This window comes from Serratia sp. LS-1, assembly GCF_003719595.1.
GTDB lineage: Bacteria > Pseudomonadota > Gammaproteobacteria > Enterobacterales > Enterobacteriaceae > Serratia > Serratia ureilytica.
The window spans coordinates 4,013,590-4,033,827 of sequence record NZ_CP033504.1 but is presented as its reverse complement, the minus strand read 5'-3'; the positions used below and the strand labels follow the sequence as shown (position 1 = coordinate 4,033,827).

Genomic DNA, 20,238 nt, shown 5'->3' with positions numbered 1-20,238 from the left:
GTTACCTTCATTCAGCTTGATTGTTACCGGTAACATGTTATCGGTAACATTGTCGAAGGAAGTTTGAGCGGTTGCAATGGGCTTTCGCCGTGAGGATCGTTAACTGTGATCGGCTTCAAGCTTTTTTCCTGTGCGCTAAACAGGATGCCGACAGCCTGTTACATGCTGACAACAGAGCGTGGCAGGGGAGCAGGGGCGCACTGGGGCGCCCCTCGGATGAGCAGGATTAGCGCACGCCGCCGTAGGCCAGGCTGATCTCTTTCGCCGCGTGGATCACCAGCGCGCCCAGCTCGATCACACGATCGTCGGTGATGCGCGACACCGGGCCGGAGATGGAAATGGCGGCGAAGGCTTCGCGGTGCTCGTCGAAGATGCAGGCCGCCACGCAGCGCAGGCCGAGCGCGTGCTCTTCGTCGTCAAAGGAGAAGCCCTGTTTGCGGATCTGCGCCAGCCCCTCTTTCAAGTTGTGCGGCGTCAGGGTATGCGGCGTGTAGGTGTGCATGCCTTTCTTGTGCAGCAGTTTGGTCACCTGATCGTCCGGCAGGGTGGCGAGGAACGCTTTGCCGGCACCGGAGGCGTGCATCGGCAGTTTGCCGCCGATCGGCGCCGACATGCGCATCAGCGCCGTGCACTGCACCTGATCGATGATGATCGCCTGGTACTCGCTGGTATCCAGCACCGCCAGGTTGACGGTTTCGCCGGATTCCTCCATCAGGCGGCGCAGCGTCGGATGCACCATCGCCAGCAGGTTGCGGCTTTGCAGGAAGCTGCTGCCGACCACAAAGGCGTGCGAGCCGATGGTCCACAGGCCGAGATCGCCGACCTGGCGCACGAATCCCTGCTGCTGCATGGTGGTGAGCAGGCGGTGAGTGGTGGAGTTCGGCAGGCCGGCCTGCTGGGCCAGATCGGTCAGCGCCACGTTGCCCTGGGCTTCCGAAATGTATTCCAACAGTTTCAGGCCACGGGTCAACGATTGTACCTGACCGGTCGCCGCACTGGCGGCGGGGGCTGCTGCGCGGGGCTTCTTGCCGCGCTTGGCGGGAGCAGGGGTGGCCATGGGTGAGATTCCTTTTTCCGTATGATGGAATTCATTTTCGTTTTTTGTCGATGAATTGCAAGCCGCCGTCAGCTCATCGGAGGTGTTGGCGCACAACCTGAAAAACTCTCAATTGTCGCCTGGCCCTTTGTCCTTACAAGCTGTGCTAGGATGACTCGTTGGTTTTTGCGGCAGTTGAGCAATGGGCTGGATGGCAATGGAAGGGGTTACAGTGACGAATCGAGTAGAACAACTGCGCCGCCAGTTAGCGCAGCGCATTTTGGTGTTGGACGGCGGCATGGGCACCATGATCCAGAGCTATCGCCTGGACGAGCGCGATTTCCGCGGTGAGCGTTTCGCCGATTGGCGCAGCGATCTGAAAGGCAATAACGATCTGCTGGTGCTGACCAAGCCGGAAGTGATTACCGCCATTCATTACGCCTATCTCGAGGCGGGCGCCGATATCCTTGAGACCAATACCTTCAACTCCACCTCCATCGCCATGGCCGACTACCACATGGAGTCGCTGTCGGCCGAGATTAACTATCAGGCCGCCTGCCTGGCGCGCGCCTGCGCCGACGAATGGACGGCGCGCACGCCGGAAAAACCGCGCTACGTCGCCGGGGTGTTGGGGCCGACCAACCGCACCGCGTCCATCTCGCCGAACGTCAACGATCCGGCGTTCCGCAACATCTCGTTCGATGAACTGGTGGCGGCTTACCGCGAATCGACCCGCGCGCTGGTGGAAGGCGGCGTCGATCTGATCATGATCGAAACCATCTTCGACACCCTCAACGCCAAGGCCGCCGCTTTTGCGGTGGAAACCGAATTCGAAGCGCTGGGGGTGGAACTGCCGATCATGATTTCCGGCACCATCACCGACGCCTCCGGCCGCACCCTGTCCGGCCAGACCACCGAAGCGTTTTACAATTCGCTGCGCCACGTCAAGCCGCTGACCTTCGGCCTGAACTGCGCCCTGGGGCCGGATGAGCTGCGTCAGTACGTCGCGGAGCTGGCGCGCATCTCGGAGACCTACGTCACCGCACACCCGAACGCCGGTTTGCCGAACGCCTTCGGCGAGTACGATCTGGATGCGGCCGAGATGGCGCGCCAGGTCGGGGAGTGGGCGCAGGCCGGCTTCCTCAATATTATCGGCGGCTGCTGCGGCACCACGCCGGAACATATCGCCGCGATGGCCAAGGCGGTCGAGGGCGTGCCGCCGCGCCGGCTGCCGGATATCCCGGTCGCCTGCCGCCTGGCCGGTCTGGAACCGTTGACCATCGACGGCAACACCCTGTTCGTCAACGTCGGCGAGCGCACCAACGTCACCGGCTCGGCGCGTTTCAAACGATTGATCAAAGAAGAGAAATACAATGAGGCGCTCGACGTGGCGCGTCAGCAGGTCGAGAGCGGCGCGCAGATCATCGACATCAACATGGACGAGGGGATGCTCGACGCCGAAGCGGCGATGGTGCGCTTCCTCAACCTGATCGCCGGCGAGCCGGATATCGCCCGGGTGCCGATCATGATCGACTCCTCCAAGTGGTCCGTTATCGAGAAAGGCCTGAAATGCATTCAGGGCAAGGGCATCGTCAACTCGATCTCAATGAAGGAGGGCGAAGAGGCCTTTATCCACCACGCCAGGCTGGTGCGCCGCTATGGCGCCGCGGTGGTGGTGATGGCGTTCGACGAAGTGGGCCAGGCGGACACCCGCGAGCGCAAGTTCGAGATCTGTCGCCGCGCCTATAAAATTCTGACCGAACGCGTCGGTTTCCCGCCGGAAGACATCATTTTCGATCCGAATATCTTCGCCGTCGCCACCGGCATCGACGAGCACAACAACTACGCCGTCGACTTTATCGAAGCCTGCGCCGACATCAAAACCCACCTGCCGCACGCGATGATCTCCGGCGGGGTGTCCAACGTGTCGTTCTCGTTCCGCGGCAACGATCCGGTGCGTGAAGCGATCCACGCGGTATTCCTGTATCACGCCATTCGCAACGGCATGGACATGGGCATCGTCAACGCCGGGCAGCTGGCGATTTACGACGATCTGCCTGGCGAGCTGCGCGAGGCAGTAGAAGACGTGATCCTCAACCGTCGCGAGGACGGCACCGAACGCCTGCTGGAACTGGCGGAAAAGTACCGCGGCAGCAAAGACGGCGAAGCGGCGGTGCAGCAGGCGGAATGGCGCGGCTGGCCGGTGGAGAAGCGGCTGGAATACTCGCTGGTGAAGGGCATCACCGAGTTTATCGAACTGGACACCGAAGAAGCGCGGCAGCAGGCCGAACGCCCGATCGAAGTGATCGAAGGGCCGCTGATGGCCGGGATGAACGTGGTCGGCGATCTGTTCGGCGAGGGCAAGATGTTCCTGCCGCAGGTGGTGAAATCCGCCCGCGTGATGAAGCAGGCGGTGGCCTACCTGGAACCGTACATCGAGGCCAGCAAGCAGCAGGGCACCTCCGCGGGCAAAATCCTGTTGGCGACGGTGAAAGGCGACGTGCACGACATCGGCAAGAACATCGTCGGCGTGGTGCTGCAGTGCAACAACTATGAAATCGTCGATCTTGGCGTGATGGTGCCGACGGAGAAAATCCTGCGCACCGCGCGCGAGGAGAACGTCGACATCATCGGCCTGTCGGGGCTGATCACGCCGTCGCTGGACGAGATGGTCAACGTGGCCAAAGAGATGGAGCGCCAGGGCTTTACGCTGCCGCTGCTGATCGGCGGCGCCACCACCTCCAAGGCGCACACCGCGGTGAAAATCGAGCAGAACTACAGCGGCCCGACCACCTACGTGCAAAACGCCTCGCGCACCGTGGGCGTGGTGTCGGCGCTGCTGTCCGCCACCCAGCGCGACGAGTTTGTGGCGCGCACCCGCAAAGAGTATGAAACGGTGCGTATTCAACACGCGCGCAAAAAGCCGCGCACGCCGCCGGTCGATTTGCACAAGGCGCGCGCCAACGCCATGGCGCTGAACTGGGCCGACTATCAGCCGCCGGCGCCGCGGCAGCTTGGCGTGTTTCCGGTGTCGGCCGGCATCGAGACGCTGCGCCACTATATCGACTGGACGCCGTTCTTCATGACCTGGTCGCTGGCGGGCAAATACCCACGCATCCTCGAGGATGAGGTGGTGGGGGAAGAGGCCAAGCGCCTGTTCCATGACGCCAATCAGATGCTGGATCGGTTGGCCGCCGAGCGTAGCCTCAACCCACGCGGCGTTTACGGCCTGTTCCCGGCCAACCGCGTCGGCGATGACGTGGAGGTATACCGCGACGAACGGCGTGACGAGGTGCTGGCGGTGAGCCGCCACCTGCGGCAACAGACGGAAAAAACCGACTTCCCGAACTACTGCCTGGCGGACTTTGTGGCGCCGAAAAGCAGCGGCAAAGCCGACTACTTCGGCGCCTTCGCGGTGACCGGCGGGCTGGAGGAAGACGCGCTGGCGGCGGCGTACGACGCGCAGCACGACGATTACAACAAAATCATGGTCAAGGCGCTGGCGGATCGTTTGGCGGAGGCCTTCGCCGAATACCTGCACGAACAGGTGCGCAAGCTGCACTGGGGCTATGCCGCCGACGAGAGCCTGAGCAACGAGGAGCTGATCCGGGAAAACTATCAGGGCATCCGGCCGGCGCCGGGCTACCCGGCCTGCCCGGAGCACACCGAAAAAGCGACCATCTGGCAGCTGTTGGACGTCAACCGCCACACCGGTATGGAACTGACGGAGTCCTTCGCCATGTGGCCGGGGGCGGCGGTATCCGGCTGGTACTTCAGTCACCCCGAGAGCAAGTACTTCGCGGTGGCGCAGATCCAGCGCGATCAGGTGGAAGACTACGCGGCGCGTAAAGGGATGAGCGTGAGCGAGGTCGAGCGCTGGCTGGCGCCAAATCTCGGCTACGACGCCGACTGACTTTCCTCTTTAAGGGCGCAGCGATGCGCCCTTGTCCATTTACAGCGCTTCCACATCGATGTGCAGCGCGTCGTACCGCCAATACTCCAGGTCGCAATCGATCACCCTGTCGTGCTGATCGCGATTCACCCGCGTAATGAACAGCGCCGGGCTGCCGTAGGTCACCTTCAGCATGACGGCGGCCTGCTGCGGCAGCAGGGTGGGCAGCATGTCGAAACGCACCCGGCCGTAGTGAATGCCGTAGCGCGCGGCGTACAGCGCGGTCAGCGACTGGGTGAGATCTTCGTCCAGAATGCCGGGGAAATAGGCCGGATTGAGGTAGTGCTCGCAGTACAGCACCGCGCGTCCGTCGATGTAGCGCAGCCGGCGAATGCGATAGGCCTCGGCGCCGGGGAGCAGCGCCAGGCGGCCGGCCAGCGGCGCGTCAAGCGTGACGACCGCGCTGTCGATCGCTTCGGTATGGGCGGCGCGTCCCTGTTGCTGCGCCATGGCGTGAAAATGGCTGCGCTGCAGCGGGTTGTAGATAAGACGTGGAGGCGAGATGAACCAGCCGCGCCGCACCTGACGGTAGATGACGCCCTGCGCCTCCAGCTGGCCTAGCGCCTCCTGCAAGGTAATGCGGGTGGTGGCGAACTGTTCGCTCAGGGCGCGTTCGGAGGGCAGCTTGCCGCCTACGGCAAACTCGCCCGCGGTGATGCGGGCGTTCAGCGTTTGGCAGATGGTGGCGACGGTCGTCGGTACTTCACTCATACAGCGGGTGTCCCGTTTCAGTGCGTTTGGCCTTCCTTAAGGTAGACCAGCGTCGCGTTTTCGCCGTTGCAATGGGTGATAAAACTGTCGCTTTTTTAAGCTGACATATAATTATCACATTCGTCCGTTAGATTGGTTTGGTCCTTGCTGGACTAGTCCAGCCATCCCCACACTACCACCTGGAGCATCAGTTATGAAACGTTTGTGCGCTTCTGTGTTAACCAGTGCCATCGTGTTATCCAGCCAGATGAGCTGGGCCGCAGATACCGATCTGGCGGCGCTGGAGCAGGCCGCTAAAAAAGAAGGCGAAGTCAACAGCGTCGGCATGCCGGACAGCTGGGCCAACTGGAAAGGCACCTGGCAAGATCTGTTGAGCAAATACGGCCTGAAGCATGTCGATACCGACATGAGCTCCGCACAGGAGATCGCCAAATTCGATGCGGAAAAGAACAACGCTACGGCGGACATCGGTGACGTCGGCGCGGCCTTCGGCCCGGTGGCGGTGCAGAAGGGCGTAACGCAGCCCTACAAACCCTCTACCTGGGATCAGGTGCCGGACTGGGCGAAAGACAAAGACGGCCACTGGGCGCTGGCTTACACCGGCACCATCGCCTTCATCATCAACAAGCAGCAGGTGAAAGACATCCCGCACAGCTGGGCCGATCTGCTCAAGGGCAGCTATCAGGTCACCATCGGCGACGTCGGCACCGCGTCGCAGGCGGCCAGCGGCGTGCTGGCGGCCACCTACGCCATGGGCGGCAACGAGAAAAACCTCAAGCCGGGCTTGGAATTCTTCGGCAAGCTGGCCAAGGCCGGCCGCCTGAGCCTGAGTAACCCGGTGATCGCATCACTGGAGAAAGGGGAAGTGCAGGTTGGCGTGGTGTGGGACTTCAACGGCCTGAACTACCGCGATCAGATCGACAAAACCCGTTTTGAAGTGCTGATCCCGTCGGACGGCTCGATCACCTCCGGCTACACCACCATCATCAATAAATACGCCAAGCACCCGAACGCCGCCAAGCTGGCGCGCGAATACATCTTCTCCGACGCCGGCCAGATCAACCTGGCGCGCGGCTATGCCCGCCCGATCCGCGCCGAACATCTGACGCTGCCGGACGACGTCAAGGCCAAGCTGCTGCCGGCCGAGCAGTACAAGAATGCGCACCCGATCGCCGATCCGGCGGCCTGGGAACAGAGCGCCAAAGCGCTGCCGCGCCTGTGGCAGGAAAACGTCATTATGTTTATGCAGCAGTGAGTTAACGCACCATGAAAACGATCCTCGTGCTGCTGGACGGCCTCAACTACCGGGTGGCGCACGACGCCATGGGGTATCTGCAGGCCGAATGTGCGGCGGGACGCGGGCGGTTGTACCTGCTGGAGAGCGAGTTGCCCTCGCTCTCCCGGCCGCTGTATGAATGCATCCTCACCGGCGTCACGCCGGTGGAGAGCGGCGTGGTGCACAACCACGTCTCGCGCCTTTCTCATCAACAAAGCGTGTTTCATTACGCGCGCGCCGCCGGGCTGAGCACCGCCGCCGCCGCGTACCATTGGTTCAGCGAATTGTATAACCGCACGCCGTTCGATGCCGCGCGCGACCGCCATACCGACGCCCCCGAGCTGCCGATCCAGCACGGGCATTTTTATTACGACGACGGCTATCCCGACAGCCATCTGTTCGACGACGCCGAAAGTCTGCGCCAGCGTCATCAGCCGGATTTTCTGCTGATCCACCCGATGAACATCGACGACGCCGGGCACCGCTTCGGCCTCTCTTCGCCGCAGTACCGCAACGCGGCGCGCCGCGCCGACGGCTCGCTGTCGCGCTACCTGCCCGAGTGGCTGGCGGCCGGTTATCAGGTGCTGGTTACCGCCGACCACGGCATGAACGACGATCGCAGCCACGGCGGGGTGTTGCCGGAAGAGCGCCAGGTGCCGCTGTTCGTGTTCGGCGCGGGCTTCAGCCTGGACGACGCCGATCCGCAGCAAACCGAGCTGTGCGGCACGATCTGCGATCTGTTGCAGGCGCCGCACGACAAGCCGCGCTGCCGGGCGCTGCTGGCGCAGGATGCGCGATGAACAGCAAAACCAAATGGATCGCCGCGCTGTGCCTGCTGCCGTTTATCGTGCTGTTCGGCGCGTTTCAGATCGCCCCGCTGGTGTGGATCGCGGTTCACAGCTTTTTCAGCGAGAGCAGCGGCTGGGGATGGGGCAACTATGTCGATATCCTCACGTCGCCGTTCTACCTGCAGGCCTTTCAGTTCTCGCTGGAGATCTCGCTGTGGTCGAGCGTCTACGGCTTGCTGATTGCATTAGTGGGCAGTTACTCACTTCGCCAGCTCGGCCAGACCCGCTTTCATGACTTCGTGATGTCGTTCACCAACATGACCAGCAACTTCGCCGGGGTGCCGCTGGCGTTCGCCTTCGTCATTCTGTTGGGGTTGAACGGCTGCCTGACGCTGCTGCTGCGCAAATACGGTTTGATGGAGAGCTTCAACCTCTATTCCAAGAGCGGCCTGATCGTGCTGTATACCTACTTCCAGATCCCGTTGGGCGTGCTGTTGCTGTATCCGGCGTTCGATGCGCTGCGCGCCGATTGGCGCGAGTCGGCGGCGCTGCTCGGCGCCGGCCCCTGGCGCTACTGGCGGCATATCGGCCTGCCGGTGTTGGCGCCGGCGCTGATGGGCACCTTCGTCATCCTGCTGGCCAACGCGCTGGGCGCCTACGCCACGGTGTACGCGCTGACCACCGGCAACTTCAACGTGATCCCGATCCGCATCTCAGCGCTGGTGGCGGGGGACATCTCCCTCGATCCGAACCTGGCCAGCGCGCTGGCGATGCTGCTGGTGGCGATGATGGCGTTTATCACGGTGATCCACCAATGGATGCTGCGCAGGAGTTACCTCAATGCGCGCTCATAATCGGATGGAGAATGCTCATGTCGCGTGTTGAACGCCTGTACCACCGCACGGTGACCGGCCTGCTGCTGTTGATTCTGCTGCTGCCGCTGGCGGCGACGCTGGTTTACGCGCTGGCTACCCAGTGGGGCGCCACCATTTTGCCGGACGGTTTTACCCTGAAGTGGCTGACGGCGCTGTGGAGCGATTCGCGCTTTTTGCTGGCGCTGTGGCACTCGCTGCTGATCTGCTTTGGCACGTTGCTGCTGTCGGTGGTGGTGATCCTGCCGGCGATGTTTGTGATCGCTTACTACTTCCCCAAGCTGGACGCGGTGATGAACGTGCTGATCCTGCTGCCGTTCGCCGTGCCGCCGGTGGTGTCGGCGGTGGGGCTGATGCAGCTGTTCGCCGCCGATCCGCTGCCGCTGCTCGGCACCCCCTGGATTTTGGTGGGCTGCTATTTCACCATCGCGCTGCCGTTTATCTACCGCGCCATCAGCAACAACATGCAGGCGATTAACCTGCGCGATCTGATGGACGCCGCGCACCTGCTCGGCGCCAGCACCTGGCAGGCGGCGCTGTGGGTGGTGCTGCCGAACCTGCGCAAGGGCGGAACGATCGCCGTGCTGCTGTCGTTTTCGTTCCTGATCGGCGAGTTCGTGTTCGCCAACCTGCTGGTGGGCAGCCAGTATGAAACGCTGCAGGTCTATCTGTTCAATATGCGCAACGGTAGCGGGCACTTTACCAGCGCGCTGGTCATCTCCTATTTCGCCGTGGTGCTGCTCGTCACCTGGCTGGCGAACCTGCTGAATAAAAACAAGGGCTAACCCGATGGCTTATCTCAACGTCACCCGCCTGAACAAACACTATGGCCAGACCCAGGTGTTTCAGGATATCGATTTCACCGCCGAAGAGGGGGAGTTCGTCACCCTGCTGGGGCCTAGCGGCTGCGGCAAATCGACGCTGCTGCGCTGTCTGGCCGGCCTGACCCCGGTCGACAGCGGGCAAATTTTGCTGCAGGGCCAGGATCTGGTGCCGCTGGCGCCGCAAAAGCGCGGCATCGGCATGGTGTTTCAAAGTTATGCGCTGTTTCCCAATATGACGGTGGAAGGCAACGTGGCCTTCGGCCTGAAAATGCAGAAGCTGGCGGCCGGACAGATCGGCCAGCGGGTGCAGGAGGCGCTGGCGCTGGTGGAGCTGACCGATCTGGCGAAGCGCTATCCGCATCAGCTGTCGGGCGGCCAGTGTCAGCGCGTAGCGTTGGCGCGATCGCTGGTCACTCGCCCGCGTCTGCTGCTGCTCGACGAACCGCTGTCGGCGCTGGATGCGCGTATTCGCAAACACCTGCGCGAGCAGATCCGGCGCATTCAGCGCGAGCTGAACCTGACGGCGATCTTCGTCACCCACGATCAGGAAGAGGCGCTGACCCTGTCGGATCGCATCGTGCTGATGAACAAGGGGCAGATCGTGCAGAGCGGCGATGCGGAAACCCTGTATACCCAGCCGGCGGATGCCTTCGCCGCCGGGTTTATCGGCAACTACAACCTGCTGAGCGCCGAACAGGCCGGCCGCTTGACCGGGCGCAGCTATGTCGGCAAGGTGGCGATCCGCCCCGAATCGATCGGCCTGTTGCCGGCCGGACAGGGGATCGGCGGGGTGATCCTGGGTCACAGTTTGCTCGGGAATGTGGTACGGTATCGGATTCAGGTTTGCGAGGTAGAATTGCTGGTTGACGTGCTCAACCGTTCGGTGGCCGACCTGCGGCCCGACGGCGCGGAAATTGGGCTACACTTGGAACCTGTTGTATTGCGGGAAGTTGCATGACTTCGCAGCGCGGCGCCGGGGCCTTCCCGCCGCCGCATTAACCCTTCTCTTCTGCGGTCTGCCGCCCGCCCGCTGTCCTGCCAGACCCACGCCCGGCAGGCGGGACCGCGCGCTGTATCCGTCATCCTTTGGCTCGCCTCTCTGCGTCGCGTGACAAGCATCGGGTATCAGCCTCCTTTGGCCGGGCGTTAATGGAGCGTATCTTCCGTGCTGACCCTTCTTCACCTGCTTTCGTCCGTGGCGCTGTTGGTGTGGGGCACCCACATCGTGCGCACCGGGATCATGCGGGTTTACGGCGCCAATCTGCGGCGCGTGTTGAGCGACAGCGTTGAGAAAAAACCGCTGGCGTTCGTTTCCGGCATCGGCGTGACCGCGCTGGTGCAAAGCAGCAACGCCACCGCGCTGCTGGTGACCTCTTTCGTCGCGCAGGGGCTGGTGGGGCTGGCGCCTGCGCTGGTGATCATGCTGGGCGCCGACGTCGGCACCGCGCTGATGGCGCGCGTGCTGACCTTCGATCTTTCCTGGCTGTCGCCGCTGCTGATCCTGGTCGGCGTCTTCCTGTTCCTCAGCCGCAAGCAAATGCGGATCGGCCAGATCGGACGCGTCCTGATCGGCCTTGGGCTGATCGTGCTGGCGCTGGAGCTGATCGTCGCCGCCGCCACGCCGATCACCCAGGCGGCCGGGGTGAAAGTGCTGTTCTCGTCGCTGACCGGCGACGTGATGCTGGATGCCCTGACCGGCGCGCTGTTCGCTATCGTCAGCTATTCCAGCCTGGCGGCGGTACTGCTGACCGCCACTCTGACCGCATCCGGCGTGATTTCGCTGAAGGTGGCGCTCTGTCTGGTGATCGGCGCCAACCTCGGCAGCGGCCTGCTGGCGATGATCAACGCCAGCGGCCAGAACGCCGCGGGGCGGCGCGTGGCGCTCGGCAGCCTGCTGTTCAAGCTGGTGGGCTGCATACTGGTGCTGCCGTTCGTCTCCTATCTGGCGGATTTGATGGCTCAACTGCCGGGCGGCAGCGAAGAGCTGGTGATCTATTTCCACGTGTTCTACAACCTGATCCGCTGCCTGGTGATGATCCCGCTGGCCGGGCCGATGGCGACGCTGTGCGAACGGCTGATCGTCGACGAAGCGGCCGACGATCCGCGCATGCGGCCGCGCCATCTGGACGCCAGCGCGCTGGACACGCCGACGCTGGCGTTGGCCAACGCGGCGCGCGAAACGCTGCGCATGGGCGACGTGGTGGAACACATGATGATCCTGCAACGTGAGGTGCTGCACGGTAAGCAGGGGGTCGATAAAGAGGTGCGGCGCCTCGACGATGACGTCGACGTGCTGTACACCGCCATCAAGCTGTATCTGGCGCAGATCCAGAAGGAAGATCTGGGCGAGGAAGACTCGCGCCGCTGGGCGGAGATCATCGAAATGGCGCTCAACCTGGAACAGGCGGGCGACATCATCGAGCGCATGGCCGGCGATGTGGGCGCCAAGTCGCACGCCGCGCGCCGCGCTTTCTCGGCGGAAGGGTTGGCGGAGCTGGACGGACTGCACGAACGGCTGATCGGCAATCTGCGCCTGGGGCTGTCGGTGTTCCTGTCCGGCGACGTCACCAGCGCCAAGCGCCTGCGCCGTTCCAAGCACCGTTTCCGCATTCTGGATCGCCGCTACGCGCACGCGCACGTCGATCGTTTGCACCAGCAAAACGTGCAGAGCATCGAGACCAGTTCGTTGCATTTGGGATTGTTGGGGGACATGAAGCGCCTGAACTCGCTGTTCTGCGCCGTGGCTTACAACGTGTTGGATCAGGATGCCAAGGACGACGATCGCGACTGGGAAGACACCCCGAGCACGCTGTAAAAAAACGCCCCCGGTTTTAACCGGGGGCGTTGCGTTGGGGCACGTTATTTGCCGCTGAACACCCCGGCTTTGGCGTCCGCTTGCTGAGTTGAAGCATGGCCGCTGGCGAACGGCACGTTGCCGTCGACGCTTTGCTTCGCCGCGCCGCCTAGCAGCCCGCCGATCGTGGCGGCCGCATCGACGCGGCCGCCGCCCTGATAGCGCTGGCCGCTGACGTCCTGCTGGCTGACCTTGCCGCCGCCCAGTTCCACCTTGCCCTGCTGGCTGCGGATCTCGCCGCCGGTCAGTTGGGTTTGGCCGCCGACCTGCAGCGCCACGCCGTTCTTGCCGGTAATCGCCGACTGCTCGCCAACCGCGTTGTTGTTCACCACGTCGGCATTGACCTTGAGGTGCCCCTGGCGACCGGCCGGACCGGTGATGCTGTCTTTCACCGCGCCGCCGACGGTGCGTGCGCCGCGATCCCACAGCGGGCCTTGCGGTTTTTCACCGGCCGGCGTTGCCGGCAGCGTGACTTTGCCGTCGGCCTTGCTGAAGCTGACCGTGCCGGTGGTGTCCTGCTGCGGATCGAGGCGACGCGCCACGCTGTTGTACTTGTCGGTGGTGGCGTCGGCCACTTTGTTTACCCCGGCCTCCAGTTTCTCTTTCACCTTACCGGCGTAGCGCGGCGTGCCCACCTTCGACAGCTTGGAGGTGACGCTGCTGCCCGGATCGTTGCTGTGGCTCAGGCCGGCATCCACATCCACCTTCACGCCTTTCTCAACGTCTTTGCGGCTTTCAATGCGCAGATCGCCGCCCACCTTGCCCTGGACGCTGTCGGCATCGACGCGCGCCCCGGCGAGACGGGTGTCTTTGCCGCTGTTGATCGCCACGTCGCCCGCGGTGATGCCGGCGTTGGCGTGGGTGGTTTTATCCTGCTGTTCCACGCCGACCTTCAGACCGGCCCCCAGCGTATGGGTGTCTTTGCCGGTGTTCGGATCGATCTTGCCGCCGGCGTCCTTGTTGAACGTTTGGCCGCCTCTGGCGTTGGCTTTGATGCCCAGACTCCAGTTGTCTTTATGCTGCTCGTTTTTGGCGGACTCCAGCAGGATGCCGCCGTTTTTCGCCTCGAGCGCGGCGCTGCCGCCGCTGACTTTGGCGCCCTGCAGATGCAGCGCGTCATCGCCTTTGCCGTTGGCGGACAGGGTGACCTTGCCGTCTGAGGCGATAGTGGCGCCCTGGCGTTCTATCGCGGACTCATTCACCTTGGCGATGTCGAATGCGCCGCCGACGGAGAGGCTGCCGCCGGTTTTTTCCTTGCTGTCGCTGCTGCCGGCGCCCAGATCGATATTGCCGGACAGCTTGCTCTCCTTACGCGCTTGGGTCGATTCCGCCGCCCGCAGCGCGACCTGGTTGCCCGCGCTCAGAGTGACGTCGCCCCGGCTCTTGACGTCGGTGCCCTGCAGCGTCAGATCGCGGCCCGCCTTCAGCTCCACACCCTGTTGGCCGCTGACGTTGCCGACCTGCGCGGTGCTGCTGCTGCTTTCGCTGTTGTGGGTGCCGCCGCCGAACCCGGCGCCGAAGTTTTTACTGTCGGCGGTGAAACCGCCCTTGGCGGAGGCTTTGACGTTAAAGCCGCTGTGGCTTTCGCTCTGTTTGTCGCTGGCCTGATCAAGACGGATATCGCCGCCGGCGTCGACGGTGGTTTTACCGCTGCCGCCGTTTAGCGCGGTACCCTGATAGACCGCGTCTTTTTTCACGTTGACGTTGATGCCGTTGGCCGCGTCGATCGAGCCGGTCACCGCCTGGCTGGCGCTGCTGTTGCTGCGCTGGGTGCCGCCTTCGCCCTTGGCGTCCACGGTAAGATCGCTGCCGGTGGAGGTGTAGACGCGTACGCCGGCGCTGCCGCGGGTATCGCGGTTCTGCTCTTCCTGTCGGTTTGTCGCAGCTTCGCTGCGGTGGCTGTCCGCCGTCAGCGTGACCGCGCCTTTGCTCGCCTGATATTGCGTGCCCTGATCGCGCACTTCGCTTTTGGCGTTGATGTCGATGCTGCCGGCTTTCACCGAGCTGACGACCGCCTGCGAGCTGCTGCTGCGTTTTTCGCTGCTGCCGCCCTGTGCGCCGATATCCAGGCCGACGTTAGGCGCGCCGATGCTGCCGATGTCGTTGATGACGCCGGTGGCGTCCAGCTTGGCCGCCTTACCGACCGCGCGCTCGACCGGACGAGTGACGGCGCTATAATCGACGTTGGCGCCGATGTTCACGCCGACGTCGGTTTTGGTGGTGGTGGTGCTGGCGGTGTCGGCAGCGGCCAAATGATCGACGCCGGCGGCGTTCTCTTGGTAGGCGCCGCCGACGCTGTGCTGCGCGCCTTGCTGGGTCAGCTTGTCACGGGCGTTGACAGTCAGGTTGCCTTTGACGTCGCTGCCGGAGGTGACGGCCTTGCTGCTCTGCGCCTGCGTTTTGCTGTTCTCGTAGCCGGCTTCCACGCCGCTGCCGAGCTTGTCGATGCCGCCGGTATAGTAGAAACCGCCGCCGATCTTGGTCTGCTCGGTGTTCGAGGTGGTTTTGTCGTCGGCCGCCAGGAACGAAACCTTATTGCCGCTGACGCTGGCGTCGCCTTTGTCGGCGACCAATTTGGAGCCGCTGAAGGTCACGTCCTTATCCGCTTCGAGCTTCACGCTGCCGCCGCTGAGGGTGGCGCCACGGTTCTCGGTGCGGGTAGTTTTCTCGCTGTCGCGGGTGTGTTCGATGCGTACACCGGCGCGGTATTGCTTGTCGCCGGCTTCTTTGGCGTAGCCGTTGACGGTAAGCGCGGTCTTCTGCTCGTCGATGTTCTGCTGCTGCTCGGCGGCCTTGACGTTGATGTTGCCGGTCTGTGAGGTGACGTTCAGTTCGCCGCCGCTGGCGACCTGGCTGCCGATCACGTCGGTATCCTTACGGCTGACCAGCTTCAGGTTGGTGTCGGACTTCAGTTCGCTGGCGGTACTGCTCTGGTAGCTGTTGTCGGCCTTGTGCGAGCTGCTGGTGATGTTGAACACGGTGCCGGTGCGCGCGTCGATTTTGTCCACGGTGGTGCTCAGCGCGTTGTCGATGCGCAGGCCGCCGTGGGTGGCGGTGACTTCGCCACCTTTCTGGCCGCGCGCCTTGCTGCCGGTGATGGTGACGCCCTGCTGGCCGTTCAGGCGCAGGGTGCCGCCGCTGGTCAGTTCGGAAGCGTGGCTGACTTCGCGGCGGTTGCTGTTGTTCTTGTTGTCGCCGCCGCCGATGCCGCCCCAGGAGGTTTTGTCATCGCGCACCGCTTTGGCGTTGGCGGTTTTCTGCACCCCGATCTGGATTTGGTTATCTGCGTCGATCGTCAGATCGCGCTGGGCGTGGACCTTGGCGCCCTGGGTAGAGACATTGCGGCCGGCTTTCAACGTCAGTTCGCCCTGGCTACGCAGTTCGCTGGCCTTCAGGCTTTCGCTTTCGTCGCTGCTGCTCCAGCTACCGGTGCGCAGGCTGGAAGTGTGATTGCGCTGGAAGCCGCGTTCGGTGGACTTATCCTTCTCCACCAGCCCGGCGAGGTGCACGTCGCGTGCCGCTTTGATGCTCAACGCCCGGTCGGCGCTGACGTTGGCGCCCAACAGTTTCACATCTTCCTGGGTGCTGATGAGTTTGGCGTTGCCGCTGGCGGCGACGGTGCTGCCCGCCTGTTGTTGTTGCTCATGCTCGCGGGTGACGTCGTATTGCCAGGAATAGAACCAGCGGTCGTCGGTGTGACCCTGAGTCTGCTTCAACTGCTGACCGTCGAGCGTCAGCTTGCCGCCCTGGAGGGTGATGTCTTCGCCGCGAATATCGGTGGCGGTAAGGTGTGCGTGGTTATCCGCCACCAGACTGATGTTTTTGCCTTTCAGCTCGGTGCGGGTCAGCTTCTGGCTGCTGCTGCGATCGTTGACATAGATGCCGCCTCGGTAGTTCTGGTAGTTGTCGCCGCCGTTGCGGTTGCTGCTGGCATCCTCAACGCGGCTTTCGCTGCGAATATCGTAGGCCTTCACCTTGAGCTCGTCGCCGGCGGCCAGCGTGCCGGCCAGCTTCACGCCGCTGCCCTGCGCGGTGTTGATGATGTTGATGCGCCCGGCCTGCATGCTGCCGAGGTAGTAGCTGTCCAGCGCGGTCGTCGGTTGTTCGCTGGCCAGCACCTTGCCGTCGCGCGCCACGCGGTTAAGGCCGCTGATGGCGTTGATCGCCGCCGGCGTCACGCTGCCGTTGCGGTGGGTGAAGTCTTGTACGATGACGTCGCCGCGGCTGTCTATCTTCGGTGCGATCAGATCCAGCACGCCGCTGGCGTTCAGTGTGCCGCTGAGGCTCAGGGTATTGCGGTTGCCCAGGGTGCTGTAGCCCTGCAGCAGGCCGTTCTCCACCAGCGGGTTGCCGACCACCAGCGAGGAGCGGCTGGTGTTGATGAACCCGCAGCCCTGGCAGCTGATGCCGTTCGGGTTGGCGAGCACGTAGTCGGCCGCCATGCCGAAGACCTCTTGCTGGCCGTGCAGCAGAGAAGGGTTACGGCCGATCACTTCGTTGAGGATCACGTTGGCTTCACGTCCGCCCAGATTGGGGTTGGCGCCCAGCTGGCCCGCCAGCTGCGACAGTCCCGCCTCGCGGGAGTTGTTCAGCACCGCGCCGGGCTGGTTGACGTTGAAGTCCTGATATTGGTTGTGCGACAGCCCGTTACCGTTCGGCGCGACGATGTCGACCACCTGGGCACCGGTCGCGGCGGTGGAAACGCCGGGGCCGTTGGCGCCGTTGGCCGCGACGATCTCACCGGCGTAGGCGCCGGCGGAAGCGGCGAGAATTATCGCCAGCGCGGCGGCCAGTTTGCCTGCCGCCGAAAGTCTGAAGTTATTATTTTTCATCCATGTATCTCCGTATATTGCCGTGGGGTCCTGCAAAACTGCTGATTAAAAGGTGTAAGAAAAGCGCGCCAGCACCTGAACGGGATCTTCAGGCGTGGCGTGGTTCGACAAAATCCAGCCGCGGCTGACCTCCAGATCGACCAGCGCCTGTCGGTAGCGTAACGTGGCGCCGCTGCTCACCCCGGCGCTGCTGCGCCAGCCCGAGTTGTCCTGACGCGGCAGAATGCGGCCGACGTCGGCGCCAAGGCGCGGCGTCAGCGTGGCGGCACCTAAATTGAAGCTGCGCGACAGCGTGTTCTGCAGATACCAGCCGTTGTCGCCGGACTGGGTGCTGCGGCTGAAGCCGCGCACGGCGCTGCGATCGGTAAGGCTAAGCCACTCCACGCCGGGCAGTGGGTCGCGGCTGTATTGGCCGTAGAACAGGTTGTTGAGCTGATAGGTGGCGTCACCCAGCTTGAGGCGCTGGCTCAGGTTGGCGAACAGCTTGCCCTTGGTGAATTGACTGTCGAGGTGCACCGAACTCGGGTGGCGATCGGCGCCCAGCCAGGGCAGGCCCTGCTCGACGCTGAGGTTGGCGCTGAATACCCCATGGGGCAGAATTTGCAGGTGGCTGGCGCTCAGCTCGGCCAGGGTCAGCGTTGGGCTGCTGACCTCAAGACGCACGCTTTCGAAGTAGTTGTCGATGCGCTTGTAGGTCAACTGGCCGCTCAGGCTGTCTATCTGATCGTGGTCGCGATAAAACACGTAGTCGCTGCGCAGCCCGTACTGTTGAGTCTGACCGTGCAGTTTGACCACGTTGTGCGGCAGCTGCTGGTGGTTCTCATAGGACGAGAAGCTGGCGAACCCGCTGAAGGTGAACGCGCCGTACGGCAGCGAATAGAGCAGGGTGTAGGCGCGATTGTAGCGGTGAGCCGGGTTTTCCAACGTGCTGTTGGCGTTCAGGCTGACGAAGTCCGACAGGCCGAACGGGCTGTCCAGCGTGGCGGTGGCGCGTGCCAGCCACTGGCCGGTGCTTTTCTGGCCGTAATTATCCGTGCCGGCGGTAATCAGCCAGGGCTTGGCGTGCTGATTGCGCAAACGAATGACCGAGCCGCCAACCTGGCGGCCGGGTAATATATCCAGCTTGGTGGTATTCGATTGCAAACGGTTGGCCTGATCCAATCCCTGGTCGAGCTCGGTTAATTTCAACGGCTTGCCTTCCAGCCCCGGAAATAATAAACGGCTGTTGACCCAGCGATCGCCGCCTTCTATTTTCTCGATAAATCCTTCGGTGACGCTTAACCCCAATTCTCCCTGTGAATTAGGGCGAACAATTTGCACGCGCGCGGTGATATAGCCTTTTTGCACATAAAGGCGCGTTAATTCGCGGGTCAGGCGATTGATATCATTGCTGCTGATGCAGTTTTCCGGCAGCGCGCTCAGGGCGGATAAATCGGTCGGCGAGAGCAGGGTAATGCCTTGCAGGTAAACGCCGGCGATCGGCAGGCACTGCGCGGATTGCGGCAGGGCGGGCGCGGCCGGTTCCGGTTCCGCCAGCAAGCGTTGCTGCTTCAGCTGCTGGTAGCGGCGTTGCTCAATCAACTGGTTGACTTCACGCGTGCTGTCTTGCAACGCACGGCGCGACTCCCCCATCGACATATCCCGCATCATGTGGGCATCCGGCAGGGTTTCAGCGGAAAGGGCCGTGCTGACCAGCAGCATCAAGGCGGTGATTTTTTTTATCATTGTAATCCATTATGAGAGGCTGCCGGGGCAGCCAGCCCAATCCATGAGGTTAACCACGGGCGACCGACGGCCGGCCCGAAATAATGAGCGACATGCACATTGCGAGATATCTTGATTTGCCGCAGCAAATAAGACGGTGGGTATAGATCTAAATAATAATTAGGCTGCTTCTTTTATGGCGGGCAACCCTGGTGACTTAATTAATTAAAAAAAGTGGAGCATCTCTTCCTCTTGCCAACATTATCGGCACGGATAGGAAGAATCTGAATTTTTATTTTTCACGGATGATAGAGGATGGGGGGAATTATGACAATCCGACCAGTGGGAAATACGAAATTTCGCAGAGAAGAACGGGGACGCAATTGTTTGCGTCCCCGCAGGCGGTTTATTTTTTCTTGATGGGGCGTCCAGACCAATAACCCGCCAGCAGCGAGCCGGAGAGATTGTGCCAAACCGAGAACAGCGCGCCCGGCAGCGCGGCCAGCGGCGAGAAGTAGATTTTGCCCAGCGTGGCCGCCAGCCCGGAGTTCTGCATGCCGACTTCAATCGCCAGCGTGCGGCAGGTGGATTCGTCGAAGCCGAACAGCTTGCCGCCCCAGTAGCCGCTCAACAGACCGATGCCGTTGTGCAGGATCACCGCGACGATCACCACCAGGCCGACCGAGGCGATGTGGCTTTGGCTGCCCGCCACCACCGCGCTGATGATCGCCAGGATGCACACCATCGACAGCGCCGGCAGCAGCGGCTCAATGCGCTTCACCGCTTTGGTCAGGGTATGGTGGACGATCAGGCCCAGGCCGATCGGGATCACCACGATCTGCAGGATGCTGAGCAGCATGCCCATGATATCGACGCTGATTTCGGCATCGACGTACAGGCGGGTCAACAGCGGCGTGGCGAACACCCCCACCAGCGTCGAAACTGCCGAGATGGTCACCGACAGCGCCACGTCTCCCTTGGCCAGGTAGATCATCACGTTGGACGCGGTGCCGCTGGCCACGCTGCCCACCAGCACCATGCCGGCGGACAGATCCGGCGGCATGCGGAACAGCATCGCCAGGATCCAGGCCGCCAGCGGCATGATCAGATAATGCAGGAAGATGCCTGCCGCCACCGGGCCGGGGCGCGCCAGCACGCGTTTGAAGTCGTCGAGCCGCAGCGTAACGCCCATGGCGAACATGATCAGCATCAGCAGCGGGCTGACGTAGGGGCCGATGCCGGTAAAGGTGCTCGGCGTGTAATAGGCGGCGACGGACAGCAGTATCGCCCAGAGGGGGAATAAGCGCGTGAGTATTGCCAGCATGCAGGTTTTCCTTAGCCAGATTGAGAACGGTGGGGATGGTTGTGTTTTTTGCGGGTTCAACAAGC

12 protein-coding genes are annotated in these 20,238 nt (G+C 62.8%); 7 read left to right on the top strand and 5 right to left on the bottom strand.

All coding sequences use genetic code 11. The features are described 5' to 3' along the window. Positions 1-226 precede the first annotated feature (226 nt). On the bottom strand, positions 227-1,057 hold the full coding sequence (gene iclR / locus EDY99_RS19120) for a glyoxylate bypass operon transcriptional repressor IclR (RefSeq protein ID WP_004936648.1): 831 nt from the start codon (positions 1,055-1,057) through the stop codon (positions 227-229). Positions 1,058-1,253: 196 nt separating this feature from the next. Between iclR and metH the strand changes: the two genes are divergently transcribed. Then, positions 1,254-4,949 carry a methionine synthase gene (gene metH, locus EDY99_RS19115; RefSeq protein ID WP_123062000.1) on the top strand — a complete coding sequence of 1,232 codons (3,696 nt, stop codon included), beginning with the start codon at positions 1,254-1,256 and terminating at the stop codon, positions 4,947-4,949. Positions 4,950-4,988: 39 nt separating this feature from the next. On the opposite strand, the gene EDY99_RS19110 is transcribed toward metH, so the two are convergent. Further along, complete coding sequence (locus tag EDY99_RS19110; protein ID WP_089195243.1) at positions 4,989-5,699, bottom strand: UTRA domain-containing protein; 711 nt, start codon at positions 5,697-5,699, stop codon at positions 4,989-4,991. A gap of 193 nt (positions 5,700-5,892) precedes the next feature. Between EDY99_RS19110 and EDY99_RS19105 the strand changes: the two genes are divergently transcribed. The 6 genes from EDY99_RS19105 (at position 5,893) to EDY99_RS19080 (ending at position 12,274) form a co-directional block, all read left to right on the top strand. Next, positions 5,893-6,954 carry an ABC transporter substrate-binding protein gene (locus tag EDY99_RS19105; protein WP_004936660.1) on the top strand — a complete coding sequence of 354 codons (1,062 nt, stop codon included), beginning with the start codon at positions 5,893-5,895 and terminating at the stop codon, positions 6,952-6,954. A gap of 11 nt (positions 6,955-6,965) precedes the next feature. Next, on the top strand, positions 6,966-7,775 hold the full coding sequence (locus EDY99_RS19100) for an alkaline phosphatase family protein (protein ID WP_044030312.1): 810 nt from the start codon (positions 6,966-6,968) through the stop codon (positions 7,773-7,775). Continuing rightward, the gene (locus tag EDY99_RS19095; RefSeq protein WP_033651199.1) at positions 7,772-8,617 is read left to right on the top strand and encodes an ABC transporter permease subunit; all 846 of its coding nucleotides are present in this window, start codon (positions 7,772-7,774) and stop codon (positions 8,615-8,617) included. Before EDY99_RS19100 ends, EDY99_RS19095 begins: the two co-directional genes overlap by 4 nt. 17 nt (positions 8,618-8,634) lie before the next feature. After that, the gene (locus tag EDY99_RS19090) at positions 8,635-9,420 is read left to right on the top strand and encodes an ABC transporter permease (protein ID WP_033644383.1); all 786 of its coding nucleotides are present in this window, start codon (positions 8,635-8,637) and stop codon (positions 9,418-9,420) included. A gap of 4 nt (positions 9,421-9,424) precedes the next feature. Next, positions 9,425-10,417 (top strand): ABC transporter ATP-binding protein, encoded by a 993-nt coding sequence (locus EDY99_RS19085; protein WP_033644384.1) that lies wholly within the window; start codon positions 9,425-9,427, stop codon positions 10,415-10,417. Between the two features lie 207 nt (positions 10,418-10,624). After that, entirely contained in the window at positions 10,625-12,274 is a 1,650-nt protein-coding gene (locus EDY99_RS19080) for a Na/Pi cotransporter family protein (protein WP_033644385.1), read from the top strand. Between the two features lie 44 nt (positions 12,275-12,318). Here the strand turns inward: EDY99_RS19080 and EDY99_RS19075 are convergent, their stop codons facing one another. From EDY99_RS19075 to panS, 3 genes are all read right to left on the bottom strand, one after another. Beyond that, entirely contained in the window at positions 12,319-17,145 is a 4,827-nt protein-coding gene (locus tag EDY99_RS19075; protein ID WP_123061999.1) for a hemagglutinin repeat-containing protein, read from the bottom strand. A gap of 45 nt (positions 17,146-17,190) precedes the next feature. Next, a complete protein-coding gene (locus EDY99_RS19070; protein WP_123061998.1) occupies positions 17,191-18,870 on the bottom strand; it encodes a ShlB/FhaC/HecB family hemolysin secretion/activation protein in 1,680 nt (559 codons plus the stop codon). 385 nt (positions 18,871-19,255) lie between these two features. Continuing rightward, entirely contained in the window at positions 19,256-20,173 is a 918-nt protein-coding gene (panS, locus tag EDY99_RS19065; RefSeq protein ID WP_046687901.1) for a ketopantoate/pantoate/pantothenate transporter PanS, read from the bottom strand. Between the last annotated feature and the right edge of the window lie 65 nt (positions 20,174-20,238).

Bases quoted from the DNA above. Each gene is read 5' to 3' on its own strand.
- EDY99_RS19070 (WP_123061998.1), bottom strand. From the start codon at position 18,870: ATGATAAAAAAAATCACCGCCTTGATGCTGCTGGTCAGCACGGCCCTT.
- EDY99_RS19100 (WP_044030312.1), top strand. From the start codon at position 6,966: ATGAAAACGATCCTCGTGCTGCTGGACGGCCTCAACTACCGGGTGGCG.
- EDY99_RS19085 (WP_033644384.1), top strand. From the start codon at position 9,425: ATGGCTTATCTCAACGTCACCCGCCTGAACAAACACTATGGCCAGACC.
- EDY99_RS19090 (WP_033644383.1), top strand. From the start codon at position 8,635: ATGTCGCGTGTTGAACGCCTGTACCACCGCACGGTGACCGGCCTGCTG.
- EDY99_RS19095 (WP_033651199.1), top strand. From the start codon at position 7,772: ATGAACAGCAAAACCAAATGGATCGCCGCGCTGTGCCTGCTGCCGTTT.
- EDY99_RS19075 (WP_123061999.1), bottom strand. From the start codon at position 17,145: ATGAAAAATAATAACTTCAGACTTTCGGCGGCAGGCAAACTGGCCGCC.
- EDY99_RS19110 (WP_089195243.1), bottom strand. From the start codon at position 5,699: ATGAGTGAAGTACCGACGACCGTCGCCACCATCTGCCAAACGCTGAAC.
- iclR (WP_004936648.1), bottom strand. From the start codon at position 1,057: ATGGCCACCCCTGCTCCCGCCAAGCGCGGCAAGAAGCCCCGCGCAGCA.
- metH (WP_123062000.1), top strand. From the start codon at position 1,254: ATGGAAGGGGTTACAGTGACGAATCGAGTAGAACAACTGCGCCGCCAG.
- panS (WP_046687901.1), bottom strand. From the start codon at position 20,173: ATGCTGGCAATACTCACGCGCTTATTCCCCCTCTGGGCGATACTGCTG.
- EDY99_RS19105 (WP_004936660.1), top strand. From the start codon at position 5,893: ATGAAACGTTTGTGCGCTTCTGTGTTAACCAGTGCCATCGTGTTATCC.